Annotated in this window: 8 protein-coding genes; 4 read left to right on the top strand and 4 right to left on the bottom strand. The window is 70.6% G+C overall.

Going from position 1 to position 13,362, the window contains the following annotated elements:
- Positions 1-48 precede the first annotated feature (48 nt).
- Complete coding sequence (locus HBH26_RS04440; protein ID WP_168133516.1) at positions 49-1,170, top strand: OmpA family protein; 1,122 nt, start codon at positions 49-51, stop codon at positions 1,168-1,170.
- Between the two features lie 467 nt (positions 1,171-1,637).
- Here HBH26_RS04440 and HBH26_RS04435 read toward each other — a convergent pair whose 3' ends face one another.
- The 4 genes from HBH26_RS04435 to HBH26_RS04420 form a co-directional block, all read right to left on the bottom strand.
- Positions 1,638-3,092 carry a PepSY-associated TM helix domain-containing protein gene (locus HBH26_RS04435; protein WP_168133373.1) on the bottom strand — a complete coding sequence of 485 codons (1,455 nt, stop codon included), beginning with the start codon at positions 3,090-3,092 and terminating at the stop codon, positions 1,638-1,640.
- Positions 3,089-3,631, bottom strand: a complete 543-nt coding sequence (locus HBH26_RS04430; RefSeq protein WP_168133372.1) for a hypothetical protein — start codon at positions 3,629-3,631, stop codon at positions 3,089-3,091. The genes HBH26_RS04435 and HBH26_RS04430 overlap by 4 nt, the downstream gene beginning before the upstream one ends.
- Positions 3,631-5,799 carry a TonB-dependent siderophore receptor gene (locus HBH26_RS04425; protein ID WP_168133371.1) on the bottom strand — a complete coding sequence of 723 codons (2,169 nt, stop codon included), beginning with the start codon at positions 5,797-5,799 and terminating at the stop codon, positions 3,631-3,633. Before HBH26_RS04425 ends, HBH26_RS04430 begins: the two co-directional genes overlap by 1 nt.
- A gap of 88 nt (positions 5,800-5,887) precedes the next feature.
- Entirely contained in the window at positions 5,888-7,408 is a 1,521-nt protein-coding gene (locus HBH26_RS04420) for a fumarate hydratase (protein WP_168133370.1), read from the bottom strand.
- Positions 7,409-7,559: 151 nt separating this feature from the next.
- Here HBH26_RS04420 and HBH26_RS04415 point away from each other — a divergent pair, with 151 nt between their 5' ends.
- The 3 genes from HBH26_RS04415 to HBH26_RS04405 all read left to right on the top strand — a co-directional run bounded on the left by HBH26_RS04415 (position 7,560) and on the right by HBH26_RS04405 (position 13,360).
- Positions 7,560-10,136 (top strand): putative bifunctional diguanylate cyclase/phosphodiesterase, encoded by a 2,577-nt coding sequence (locus HBH26_RS04415; protein WP_168133369.1) that lies wholly within the window; start codon positions 7,560-7,562, stop codon positions 10,134-10,136.
- 165 nt (positions 10,137-10,301) lie between these two features.
- A complete protein-coding gene (locus tag HBH26_RS04410; RefSeq protein WP_209308312.1) occupies positions 10,302-12,017 on the top strand; it encodes a type I secretion system permease/ATPase in 1,716 nt (571 codons plus the stop codon).
- Positions 12,014-13,360: an HlyD family type I secretion periplasmic adaptor subunit gene (locus tag HBH26_RS04405; protein WP_338057236.1), complete on the top strand. Its 1,347-nt coding sequence runs from the start codon at positions 12,014-12,016 to the stop codon at positions 13,358-13,360. The genes HBH26_RS04410 and HBH26_RS04405 overlap by 4 nt, the downstream gene beginning before the upstream one ends.
- Positions 13,361-13,362 lie beyond the last annotated feature (2 nt).

Genomic DNA, 13,362 nt, shown 5'->3' with positions numbered 1-13,362 from the left:
ATAGTGAGTTTGCGCTGTCCGTAGTGACACCAAGGAAAGGGGAATATGATGCGTAAGCTTGCCATGGTCATGGCGCTTGCTTCCACCGCCATCGCCTCGCCCGCGCTCGCGCGCGATCAGGCGTGGTATGTCGGCGTGAACGGCGGCGCGATGATTGTCGAGGACATCGACTATTCGATCAGCAGCGCCACCGCGGGCCTGTCGGGCACCGGCACGGTCGACAGCAACTACGGCTACGATCTGGACGGCGTCGTCGGTTACGACTTCGGCGCGTTCCGCCTGGAGGCGGAAGTCGGCTATCGCACCGCGACCGTCGACGGCTACAGCTCGACCGGCTCGATCCCGGTCTCTGGCACGGCCACCGTGGCCCCCGGTTCGTACGGCGGCGCCGGCGGCCGCACCTCGGCGCTCAGCTTCATGGTCAACGGCCTGCTCGACTTCGGTCCGGACGACGGCCTGCAGGGCTTCGTCGGCGGCGGTGCGGGTGTCGCCCGGGTGAAGGAGCGCGCGTCGCTGCGTCGTTCCTACCAGCTGATCGACGATTCCGACACGGTCTTCGCGTGGCAGGCCCTGGCGGGCGTCCGCGCTCCGCTGAGCGACAACGTCGACGTCTCGCTGAAGTATCGCTTCTTCAACGCCGACAACGTGAAGCTCGTCGACGCGCGCAACAGCGCGTACGATGGCCGCTTCCGCTCGCACAGCATCCTGGGCGGCGTGACGTACAACTTCGGTGCGCCGGAAGAGCCGGCTGCGGCTCCTCCGCCCCCGCCGCCGCCCCCGCCGCCCCCGCCGCCGCCGCCCCCTCCGCCCGAGGTGGTCTGCTCGCCGGGTCCGTTCATCGTGTTCTTCGAGTGGGACAAGTCGGACATCACGCCGGAGGCCGCGTCGATCCTCGACAACGCCGTTACCCAGTACCAGACCTGCAACAACGCGCAGGTCATGCTGGCCGGTCACGCCGACCGTTCGGGTGCAGCCTCGTACAACGTCGGCCTGTCGCAGCGCCGTGCCGACGCGGTGAAGGGCTATCTGGTGTCGAAGGCGATCCCGGAAGGCACGATCTCGACCGAGGCGTTCGGCGAGAGCCGCCCGCGTGTCGACACTGCCGATGGCGTGCGCGAAGTGCAGAACCGTCGCGTGGAGATCACCTACGGACCGGGCGCCGGTCAGTAAGCGATCCCGCCGAGAGGTGGAACAAGAAGGGAGGTCGGCGCGAGCCGGCCTCCTTTTCTTTGTGTACGTGCCCCGGGAGGTTGGCCGTCGCGGGAAAAGCTCGCGTGGTCACGAGCGGCAGGCATGCGCTCGCACGCGCCGATGCTTGAGGGGCGACGCTTTCGCCAGGCGCTGCCATCGGGCTTCAGGCAGCTCGGATGCCAGCTGATCGCGTTCAGCGGCGCGACGCTGGATTGATCGGTGCCATTCCGACGCATCGGCCGAGCGGCGCGTGGCTCAGGTTCTTGGGTCACGGGCCCATGCCGCGACAGGCCGTGACGCCGGCTGACAGGCCGGTTCATCGGATAGGATCATCTCGATTGCGCCAAAGGAGCGGGCCTCAGAGGCACCGTGCGGTAGCGGACGCGCGCACGGATGGGGACGACCGACGTGCGGGTCGACACCTTCGCGGCTCACCAACCGCTTGCTCAGGCGCGACGAAGCATCCGGCGGTCCGGCACCAGCAACATCAGCGCAGCGAGCGCGGCGACGGCGTCGATCGCGATCGACCCGGCATCGGTGGGGCGCAGCAGCAAGGCGTGGCCGGCCCCCGTCACGAACAGCGCCGCCGCGAGGACACGGCGCAAGGCTGCCGCGCTCAGCCGGCGTGGCTGGGCCAGACCTGCGGCCACCAGCGCGGCGAGTGCCGACCAGAATGTGGCGACCAGCGGCGCATCCGGTCCCGCCACGGCCCGTAGCCAGAGGGTCGCGATCAGCAGCAGTGGCGTTCCCCACACCGTCGCGACCCATGCGCCACGCAGCCGGTCACCGCCGCGCCCGCGCCGCCGCCGCTTCTCCAGCCACAAGGTCGTGCCCGTTGCCGTCACGACGCACAGCGCGAGACCCAGGAGCATATAGGCGACCTCGACCGGCAACCCGGCGTAATTGCCGAAGTGCAGGTTGTAGGCGGACGCCGCCGCCTGCTTGCCAAGTGCGCCGTCGGCCAGCCCGACCGCGCCGTGCCAGCGCCCGCGCGCATCGAACCCGTAGCTCTCGCCGTAGATCAGGCGCCGCGGGTGCTCCGCCAGGATCTGCACGTGCTGCCCGCGGGTGCCGGGATCGTGGACGATGGCGTAGATCGGTGCCGCCGCGGGAACGCGCGCCGCCAGCGTCGTCAGTGCCGCGGCGATGTCGGGCAGCGGCGCGACGCGCGGGTCGGGCGCCGGCTCGCTGCCGAACACGGGCTGGTACGCCTTCTCCAGGTCGCCGCCGGTATAGGCCTTCGCCAGCACGGTGAAGCCCACGCTTCCCAGCCCGATGAACGCGCCGGTCAGTGCCACCGCCAGCGCGAACGGCAGCGTCCACACGCCCAGCCGGTTGTGCCAGTCCGCCCGCGCGAGCTGGCTGTCGTGGCGAGTGCGCAGGCGAAAGGCGTCGCGCACGATGCGCGGGTGCGCGAGCACGCCGGTAGTGACGAGGCCAGCCAGCACTACGCCCAGCGCGCCCACCACGATCATCCCCCACGTCAGCGGCAGGTGGAGATATTCGTGCAGCGCGATGACGAACTCGGTCCAGGCGTGCGCCTCCCGCGCGACGAGGCGACCGCGGGCGTCGACGTACCAGGCGGCATGATCGGTGGTGACGACCGCGCGGGGCAGGTCGTCGGTCGGCAGGCGGACGTAGAGATGGGTGGTGCGCGGCTTGCCGTCGGCCGCGTCGCGCGCGATCGCGGCGACGGCGGCGGCCTGCACCGCGGCCGGGGACAGCGGCCCGCTGTCGACGACGGTCGGCTGCTCCCAGCGTTGCCAGCGATCGTGGATCACGATCAGCGTGCCGCTGAGCGAGATGAGGTAGAGCAGCGCGCTGGCGAGCAGGCCGATGGCGGCGTGCCCACCCAGCGAGCGCTGCACCAGCGTTGCCGGGGGGCGCATCGGCGCGGTCATGCCGCGCTCCACAGCAACGTGCCCGCCAGCGCCGCCATCGCAGGCGCGGCCACCATCTGCATGGTGCGCGCGCGGGTCATCTGCACCGTCAGGATCGCGAGCCACAGCAGCGGTTGCAGGAACAAGGTCAGCACGGTCGCGTCCGTCTCTCCCATCCCGCAAGTGCGCGCGAACGCCTGAAGCCCGAAGGCGAGCCACTGCGCCGCGGCGAAGCCGACCGGTATCACGAGCAGGAAGACCGCGCCACGCCGCAACAGGCCGGACGCGCGGCGCGGCAGCGCCACGGCGGGCGCCTCGCGGAGCGGACGCTGCACCTTCGGCGGCGAGCGCCACCCGGCGTGAAGCACCATCGTCAGCGCTCCCATCATTACCACGACGGTCGCGACGGCGAGGCCCCATGCGCCGTCCGCGGTGGTCAGCATCCCCGCACCCGCGACGATCGCCGCCCAGCCAGCCGCCGCCACGCGACGACGCCCTCCCCAGCCCGCGCGCACCGCGGCGATGCCGGCCAGAACGACGAGGAGCGCGGCGGCGGTCATCAATAGTCGAACCGCAGCGTCGCGATCACGCTGCGCGGCGCGGCGTAGAAGGCCTGGCCGTACTTGAGCGTGCCGAGATATTTGGCGTCGTTGACGTTGCGCACGTTCACCGTGGCAGTGACGTGCTCGGCGAGGCGGATGCCGGCGAGCAGGTCCAGCGTGGCGAAGGCGTCCTGCACGATCGGCACCGCAGTGCCGCCGACGACCACGCTGCTCGGTGTCGAGATCTCGCTCTGGTAGCGGAACTGCGCGCCCAGCTTGAAGTCGCGCCATTCCGGCACGGTGTACGTCGCGGCGAGCTTCAGCGTGTCGCGCGGGATGAAGGTACGCGCGTCACTCCCCTGCTCGTCCTCGATCGACAAATGGGTGAAGCCGCCCGACAGCAGCCAGCGGTTGGCGACGCGGCCCGCGACTTCGATTTCGAAGCCCTTCGACGTCGTGTCCTGGCCGGTGTAGTAGGACGTACCGATTTGGCCGGGTTCACCCTCGACGAACTGGCCGGCGACCACGGCGAGTCCGCTCTGCTTCGCACGGAAGACGGCCGCGCTGCCGTAGAGACGGCCGTCGAGCCACTCGCCCTTGATCCCGCCCTCGATGCTGGTGCCCTTGGCGGGATCGAGGCGGACGTTGGTGCGGTCCACCTCCCGCTGCGGATTGAAGATGTCGGTGTAGCTGGCGTAGAGGGTCAGGCTCGACGTCAGGTCGTAGAGCACGCCGAGATAGGGGCTGACCTTGTCGTTGCGGCGCGTCTGGTCGGCACCGTAGGATAGGCCGCCGCTGCGCAACCAGATGGCAGTGGCGCCGACCACGCCCTTCACCCGGTCGGTGAGGTTCAGGTGCGCGGCGCCGTAAGCGCGGGTCAGCCGATCATAGGTATCCGCCTGCTGCACCAGCGGCGCATAGGCGGGCAGCGGCGCGCGGAACGACGCGAGCTGGCGGATGTCGCCATAGTCGATCGCCCCGCCGAGCGAGGAGGCGGAGAATTGCTCGCCGTCCGACCGCCCCGTCGCCACGCCGAAGGCGAGCTGATGGTCGCGGCCGAAGACGTTCACGCTGCCCGACGCATAGCCGTCGAACAGCAGCTGCTCGTACTTCGACGGATAGGTGCCGGTCAGACCGACGATGCCCTGCCCCGTCGCGGGGTCCGCGCCAACACCGTTGGCGTAATAGGCGTAGAGGATGCGCGCACGCTCGCGCCAGTGGCGATAGGTCGCGACGCCGCGCAGCGACCAGTCGCCGCCCAGCTTGTAGGCCACCTCGGCGAAGGCGGTCTGGTCGCGGACGTTCCAGTAGGTCCAGTCGGCCGAGGTGGATGCCGAACGCGGATAGTCGATGCGCGAGCCGTCGCTGTAGACCAGCGGCAACGCCCCCCACAGCACGCCGTCCGACCGGTTGTCCTGCAGCGAGTAGCCCGCCGTCACCGTCAGGTCCGGCGTCGCGTCCCACGCGATCAGCCCCGCGAAGACGTCACGGTTGACGTGATTGTAGTCGAGGTAGCTTGCGCGCTCCTCGTGCGCGCCGATCGCGCGGATGCGCAGGCTGCCGTCCGCGGTCAGCGGCCCCGACACGTCGCCCTCCAAGCGCCACAGGTCGAACGAGCCGCCGAACGCGGAGGCGTTGGCGCGGAACTCCCGCGTGGGGCGCTTGCGCAGGTAGTTGATCGTGGCGGAGGGATTGCCGACCCCGGTCATGATCGCATTGGCGCCGCGCACCGCTTCCACCCGCTCGAACAGCACGGTGTCGAGATCGCCGGTCTGGATATTGAAGAACATCGGCAGGCCGATGCCGTCGAACTGGAAGTTGGTGATGTCGAAGCCGCGCGAGTTGAACTCGGTGCGGTCGGTCTCCGTCCGCTCGACGTTGATGCCGACGGTCTGCGTCAGCAGGTCGTTGACGTTGGTCAGCGCGAAGCTGTCGATCCGTTCGCGATCGACGATCGTCAGCGACTGCGGCGTCTCGCGCAGCGACAGCGACAGGCCGGTGGGCGATGCGCTCTGCTTGTCATCGGCGGCGCTCGCGCGCGCGCCGGTGACGATCAGGTCGTTCTGCGGATCGGCGGTGGTGTCGCCCGCCGTCTCCAGGCCCGTGTCCGCTACCGGCGCCTCGGCCATCGCGGTCGCCGGAAAGGCGGCGGTGGCCAGCAATCCGATCAGCAGGCTGCGCGTCATTCCATCGTCTCCGAACGTCGCCCGCGATCGGCGGGCACGCGCGGCCTCTAGCGACGCGGCTATTGCAAATCAATCGCAAATTGTTCGGCTATGCCGGGGTCAGCAGGCCCTCCCGCGCGATCTTCTCCTTCCACACCAGCGGGGCGAGCTGATGGACGTTCGCGCCTTGCGCATCGACGGCCACGGTGACGGGGAAGTCGGCGACCTCGAACTCGTAGATCGCCTCCATGCCCAGATCCTCGAACCCGACCACCCTGCTGCCCTTGATCGCGCGCGCGACCAGATAGGCCGCCCCGCCGACCGCCATCAGATAGGCGCTGCGATGGTCGCGGATCGCCTCCGTGGCGGCGGGGCCGCGCTCGGCCTTGCCGACCATCGCCAGCAAGCCCTGTTCCAGCATCATGCGGGTGAACTTGTCCATGCGCGTCGCCGTGGTCGGGCCGGCCGGGCCGACCACTTCCTCGCCCACCGGATCGACGGGGCCGACGTAGTAGATCACGCGGCCGGCGAACTCGACCGGCAGCGGCTCGCCCTTCGCAAGCATGTCGGCGATCCGCTTGTGCGCGGCGTCGCGCCCGGTCAGCATTTTGCCGTTCAGCAGCAGGCGGTCGCCGTGCTTCCACGTCGCCACCACCTCGGGCGTCAGCGTGTCGAGGTCGACGCGGATCGCGGCCTTGTCCGGCGTCCAGTTCACCTCCGGCCACTCGTCCAGCTTCGGCGCTTCCAGATACACCGGCCCGCTGCCGTCCAGCGTGAAGTGGGCGTGGCGCGTGGCGGCGCAATTGGGGATCATCGCCACCGGCTTGGACGCCGCGTGGGTGGGCCAGTCGGCGATCTTCACGTCCAGGATGGTCGACAGCCCCCCCAGCCCCTGCGCGCCGATGCCGAGCGCGTTGACCTTGTCGAAGATTTCGATGCGCAGCGCCTCCACGTCGTTGCGCGGCCCGCGCGCCTTCAGCTGCGCCATGTCGATCGCGCCCATGAGCGATTCCTTGGCGAGCAGCATCGCCTTCTCCGCGGTGCCGCCGATGCCGATCCCCAGCATCCCCGGCGGGCACCAGCCGGCCCCCATCTGCGGCAGCATCTCCAGCACCCAGTCGACGATCGAATCGCTCGGGTTCATCATCTTGAATTTGGACTTGTTCTCAGATCCGCCACCTTTCGCCGCGACGTCGACCGATACCGTGGCCCCCGGCACCATCTCGACGTGGAGCACGCTGGGCGTGTTGTCGCGCGTGTTGCGGCGGGTGAAGGCGGGGTCGGCCAGGATCGAGGCGCGCAGCTTGTTTTCCGGATGGAGGTACGCGCGGCGCACCCCCTCGTCGATCACCTCCTGGAGCGAACGGTCGCTCTCCAGCCGGCAGTCCTGCCCCCATTTGACGAAGACGGTGACGATGCCGGTATCCTGGCAGATCGGCCGGTGTCCCTCGGCACACATGCGGCTGTTCGTCAGGATCTGCGCGATCGCGTCCTTCGCCGCCGGGCTCTGCTCCGCGCGATATGCGTCGCCCAGCGCACGGATATAGTCCATCGGGTGGAAGTAGGAGATGTATTGGAGCGCGTCGGCCACGCTCTCGATCAGGTCGGCTTCGCGGATCACAATGGTCATGGCGAGGTCGTTTAGGACCGGCGGCGCGCCTCGGCAACGGCAAGCGCGGCGCACGGCGACGGAAGCAAAATCGCAACCTTCGTTCCGTTAGTTACGTCGCATGTCCGTCTCCGCCCCACCCGCCCTGCCCGCTGCCCGACCGGGCGTGCGCATGGCCCTGGGTCTGGCGGCGACCGACGACGACCTGATCGCGCGGGCGCGCGAGGCCGCGCTGGACACCGCGGCATCGACGTGGTCGGCCGCCGCGCTGGTGCTGCTGGCGCTGCCGGTGGCGCTGGCCGCCGCGGCGATCCGGCAGCAGCAGTGGCTGCTCGCTGCCGCCGTCGCGCTGGCGGGAACGTTCGCCGCCGGGTTCGGCGCGGTCGTCTGGTGCATTCTCCGGCTGCGGCAGCCGCGCGCCTGGTCGCCGCACTTCCGCACGACCGTGGTTACGGCGGGCGCGGGCGGCATCGCGGTCACGCTGTCGCTGCTGGCCCAGGATGCCGCGCTGCTGGGTCCCGCATCGTGGCGCATCGCCGGCGGCACCGCCGCGGTGGGTGCGATCGCCATCGTCGCCGCCGCCCTGGCACCGCTGCGCGCCGCGGTGCTGGCCTATGCCGCGGGCCTGGTCGCGGCGTTGCTGGCGACGACGGGCGCGGGGCTCGCCAGCCAGTGCGCCGCGATCATCGCGCTCCTGTTCGCAATCGGCACGGTCCGCGCCGCGCGGCGCAGCTTCGCCACGCTGCTGCACGACCGCGCCGCGCGCGAGGCGGAACAGCGCGCGGGGTGGCTGGTGGCCGAATATGAATCGCACGGGCCCGGCTGGTTCTGGCAGACCGACCGTGCCGGCCGCATCGTCTACCTGTCCGACAAGGTGTCGCGCGAGTTCGCGCAGTTCGGCTGCGCCACCGCGGGCGCGGCCCTGATCGACCTGTTCTGCCTCGACGCCGCCGCGGCGGGCACCGCGCGCACGCTCGCCTTCCACCTGTCCTCGCGCACGTCCTTCGCCGACTATCCCGTCCGGCCCGCCGCGGACAACGCGCCGGAACGCTGGTGGTCGATCAGCGGGCGGCCGATGCTGGACGAGGAGGGCCGCTTCCGCGGCTTCGTCGGATCGGGCTCGGACCTGACGCAGAAGCGGCGCGCCGACGCGGAGATCGCGCGCCTGGCGCTGTTCGACAGCCTCACCGGCCTCGCCAACCGCCAGCGGATGCGCCACGCGCTGGACCAGATGCTGTCGTCGCAGTCGGCGCAGGGCGCGACCGGACTGCTGCTGCTCGACCTCGACCGGTTCAAGGCGGTGAACGATACGCAGGGCCACCAGGTCGGCGACGAATTGCTGAAGCAGGTGGCGCTCCGGCTGCAACGCACCGTGGGCGAGGCGGGACTGGTGGGGCGGCTGGGCGGCGACGAGTTCCAGGTGGTCGTCCCGCGCGAGGGCAGTCCGGCGGCGCTCTCCGCGCTGGCCGACGCGATCATCGCCGCGCTGTCCGAACCCTATTACATCGACCGCGCGACGCTCTCCATCGGCTGCTCGGTCGGCATCGCCGTCGCGCCCGCCCACGGCGACACGCCCGAGGTGCTGGTCCGCAACGCCGACCTCGCCCTCTACGACGCCAAGGCGGAGGGGCGCGGTGTCCACCGCTTCTACCGCGACGCGCTGCTGGAAGGCGCGCAGAACCGGAAGCGGCTGGAGGACGACCTGCGCCACGCGCTGAAATCGGGCCAGTTCTACCTCACCTACCAGCCCGTCGTCTCCACCGCGGACGAGCGGATCGTCGGCTACGAGGCGCTGCTGCGCTGGGAGCATCCGGAGCGCGGATCGATCAGCCCGGCGGAGTTCGTGCCGGTGGCGGAGGAGTGCGGGCTGATCGAGGCGATCGGCGAGTGGGTGCTGCGCACCGCGGTCGCGGAGGCCGCGACCTGGCCGCAGCACGTGCGCGTGGCGGTGAACGTGTCGCCGATCCAGTTCGCCAACCCCGCGCTCCCTGGCATCGTCACCAGCGCCATCGCCGCGGCGGGCCTGCCCGCGGACCGGCTGGAGCTGGAGATCACCGAGGGCGTGTTCCTGAACGAGGATGCCTCGTCCGATCAGATGTTCCGCGCGCTGAAGGGCATCGGCGTGCGGCTGGCGCTGGACGATTTCGGCACCGGCTATTCCTCGCTCGGCTATCTGAAGAAGGCGCCGTTCGACAAGATCAAGATCGACCAGTCCTTCGTGCGCGGCGCGATCGAGCCGGGCAGCCGCAACGCCGCGATCATCAAGGCGATCGTCAGCCTGGCCGACACGCTGGACATGGAGACCACGGCCGAGGGCGTGGAGCAGCAGGACGAGATCGCGCTGATCCGAGAGCTGGGATGCAGCCACATCCAGGGGTTCGTCTACGGCCGGCCGGAACGGTGCGCGGTGGTGTTCGAGCAGCTGGACCGCGCCGGAGGCTGGGCCGAGCCGATCGGCTTCAAGACCAGCCGCTCGCCCCGCCACCGGATGCTGCGCGCGGCGTGGCTGACGATCGGCGACGAGGCGGGGGAGGTGCGCGTGCGCGACATCTCCGTCACCGGCGTGCTGATCGACGGCGTGGATTTCCCGGCGGAGGCGATCGGCTATCCGGTGACGGTCGAGATCGTCGACGGCGATCCCACGCCGGGCACGATCCGCTGGGCGGAGGAGGGGCGCGCGGGCGTCGCCTTCGACCGGCCGTTCGACATGGCGCGGCTGAACGCCGCGGGCCAGCGCCAGGCGGCGTAGACCCGCTCGCCGACGGGTATCGTTAACCGTTCCTGCACCACGATCCGCTAGGTCCGAACCATCCAGAATCGCACCGGAAAAAGGGGCCGGTGCCCAGCGGGTGGGAAGCGAAACGTGATGAGCGTGAAGGGGTTGGCCGACGGCACAACTCGGATCGGAGCCGCATTGGCGCGCTATCGCACGGCCATCGTGACGGTAGCGGTGCTCAGCGCCGTGCTGAACGTGCTGGTGCTCGCCGGCTCGATCTACATGATGCTGGTCTACGACTCGGTGCTGCCCAGCCACAGCCTGCCGACGCTGTTCAGCCTGCTCGGCATGCTGGTCGTCGTCTACGCCTTCCAGGGGGTGTTCGACGCGATGCGCACGCGCATCCTGACCGACGTGGGCAGCGCGCTCGACCAGGAACTCGCGCCCGAGGTGCAGCGGATGATGTCCGCCGCCGCGCTGAAGGGGCACAAGGGCGGGGGCGACGGCATGACGCCGATGCGCGACCTCGACCAGATCCGCTCCTTCCTCGCGTCCGGCGGACCCGCCGCACTGCTGGACCTGCCGTGGATCGGCTTCTTCCTGCTGATCCTCGCCATGCTCCACGTGTGGCTGGGCGTCACCGCGCTGGCGGGCGCGCTGGTCATGATCGGCCTGACCGTCCTGACCGAGCGGGCGACGAAGAAGCCCTCGCGCCTCGTCGCGCAGATCACCGCGTGGCGATTGGGCATGGCGGAGAACAACCTGCGCCACGCCGAGGTGCTGACCGCGCTGGGCATGCAGCGGCGGATGCGCGATCGCTGGGTGGAGGTGAACCAGCACCACCTGGCCGCGCAGGACCGGCTGGCCCGCTCGGTCGGCGCGATCGGCGGGTCGGCCAAGGTATTCCGCCTGTTCCTGCAATCGCTGATCCTGACGGTCGGCGCGCTGCTCGTCATCGACGGCAAGGCATCGGGCGGGGTGATCTTCGCCAGCTCGATCCTGTCGGGCCGCGCGCTGGCGCCGATCGACACCGCCATCGCCAACTGGCGCGGCTTCTCCGCCGCGCGCAGCGGCTGGAAGCGGCTGAACGCGATGTTCCAGCACCTGCCCGCCGCCGCCGACGCGCACGTCCTGCTGCCCGCGCCGGCGAAGGAGCTGGCGGTGGAGCAGCTCGCCGTCGCACCGCCGGGAGTGGAGCGCGTCGCGGCGCAGGGCATCACCTTCCGGCTGGAGGCGGGCGACGGCGTCGGCGTGATCGGGCCGAGTGCGGCGGGCAAGACCTCGCTGGCGCGTGCGCTGATCGGCAGCTGGCCGGCGCTGCGCGGCACCATCCGCCTCGACGGCGCCACGCCCGACCAGTGGGACGCGGACACGTTCGGCGCCTTCGTCGGCTACCTGCCGCAGGCGGTGGAACTGCTGGACGGCAGCGTCGCGCAGAATATCGCCCGCTTCGATCCCGCCGCCACATCGGACGAGGTGATCGCCGCCGCCACCGCGGCCGGGGTGCACGAGATGATCGTGAAGCTGCCGAGCGGCTACGACACGCCCGTCGGCAGCGATGGCGCGCAGCTGTCCGCCGGGCAGCGCCAGCGCGTCGGCCTCGCCCGCGCGCTGTTCCGCGACCCGTTCCTGGTCCTGCTCGACGAACCCAATTCGAACCTGGACGCCGCCGGCGAGGACGCGCTGGCCGCGGCCATCGCCGGGGTGCGCGCGCGCGGCGGCATCGCCATCGTCATCGCGCACCGCCCCTCCGCGCTGGCGCAGGTCAGCCACGTCCTCTTCATGCGCGATGGTCGGATGGAGGCGTTCGGCCCGCGCGACCAGGTGATGAGCCGCATCATGAAACCCGCCGTCCCCCTCGACGTGCCCAACCGCCGCGCCGGCCCGGTCGCGGGTGTGGAGAATGCCGCGTGACCGCCGCCACCGTACCCGCCGTGCCCGCGTCGGGGGAGCGCCAGCTGCTCTCCTTCGATCCCGCCGTGCAGATGCGCCACCGCCTGCGGCTGTCGCTCGCCCTGGTCGCGGTGCTGGTCTTCGGCATCGGCCTCCTGATGATCGTCGTGCCGATCGGCGGCGCGGTGATCGCCGGGGGACAGGTGGCGGCCGAGTCGCGCGTGAAGCGGATCGCCCACCCGATCGGCGGCACGATCGCGGAGATCTACGTGAAGACCGGCGACCGCGTGAAGAAGGGCGACATCCTGATGCGCCTCGACGACGGCGTGTCGTCGGTGCAGTCCGAACTGTCCTCGCTGTCGGTCGACCAGCTGCTCGCGCAGCGCGCGCGGCTGGAAGCGGAGCGGCTGGGCATTCCGTCGATCGCCTTCCCGGCCGAACTGGCGCGCCGCCGCGACGCGGGCGCGCTGAAGGCGATGGCGGACGAGGAGAAGCTGTTCCGCATCCGCCGCGCGGAGAGCGGCGGGATGCGCGGGCAGATCACCGCCCGCGTCGCGCAGTATCGCAAGCAGATCCAGGGGTACGAGGCGCAGATCGCCTCGCTGAACCGCCAGGCCGCGCTGATCGAGCCCGAGCAGAAGGGCGTGCGCGAATTGTGGGACAAGGGGCTGGTCACGATCGGGCGCCTCAACCAGCTGGAACGCACGGGCGCCGACCTGCAAGGGTCGATCGCCAGCCTGCGCGCGCAGATCGCGCAGACGCAGGCGCGCATCACCGAGGCGCAGGAACAGGCGCTGCAGATGAGCGACACCCGCCGCGCCGATGCGGGCGCGCAGCTCGCCACCGTCAACGGCACGCTCAACACCGAGCAGGTGAGGAGCGCCACCGCGATGGACGCGCACGAGCGCAACGTCATCCGCGCGCCCTATTCGGGCACGGTCGACAAGCTGGCCTTCGCCGCGATCGGCGAGGTGGTGCGCCCCGCCGAGACGATCATGGAGATCGTGCCCGATCGCGACCGCATGATCGTGGAGGCGATGGTCAGCCCCGCCGACATCGACCAGGTGCGCGATGGGCAGGAGGCGCGGATCCGCTTCTCCGCCTTCAGCTCGCCCTCCACGCCCGAGATCCACGGCCGCGTCCTCGTCGTCGCGCCCGAGCGGACCACGGACGAGGCGACGCGGCAGAGCTTCTACGCGGTCCGCATCGCCATCGACCAGCGCGACCTGGCGCGCAATCCGGACATGAAGCTGCGCCCCGGCATGCCGGCGGAGGTCTTCGTCGCGACCGGCAGCCGGTCGATGCTGGGTTACATCACCAAGCCGCTGCGCGACCAGTTCGCCCGCGCCTTCCGCGACAATTGAGG

Origin of the sequence: Sphingomonas corticis (genome assembly GCF_012035195.1) — a bacterium.
GTDB classification, from domain to species: Bacteria; Pseudomonadota; Alphaproteobacteria; order Sphingomonadales; family Sphingomonadaceae; genus Sphingomonas; species Sphingomonas corticis.
The sequence above is the reverse complement of the archived record's forward strand: the minus strand, read 5'-3'. Positions and strand labels throughout refer to the sequence as shown.

What these genes read in the sequence shown, in the direction of transcription:
- HBH26_RS04430 (WP_168133372.1), bottom strand. Translation starts at nt 3,631, where the DNA reads ATGACCGCCGCCGCGCTCCTCGTCGTTCTGGCCGGCATCGCCGCGGTG.
- HBH26_RS04420 (WP_168133370.1), bottom strand. Translation starts at nt 7,408, where the DNA reads ATGACCATTGTGATCCGCGAAGCCGACCTGATCGAGAGCGTGGCCGAC.
- HBH26_RS04440 (WP_168133516.1), top strand. Translation starts at nt 49, where the DNA reads ATGCGTAAGCTTGCCATGGTCATGGCGCTTGCTTCCACCGCCATCGCC.
- HBH26_RS04425 (WP_168133371.1), bottom strand. Translation starts at nt 5,799, where the DNA reads ATGACGCGCAGCCTGCTGATCGGATTGCTGGCCACCGCCGCCTTTCCG.
- HBH26_RS04435 (WP_168133373.1), bottom strand. Translation starts at nt 3,092, where the DNA reads ATGACCGCGCCGATGCGCCCCCCGGCAACGCTGGTGCAGCGCTCGCTG.
- HBH26_RS04415 (WP_168133369.1), top strand. Translation starts at nt 7,560, where the DNA reads ATGGCCCTGGGTCTGGCGGCGACCGACGACGACCTGATCGCGCGGGCG.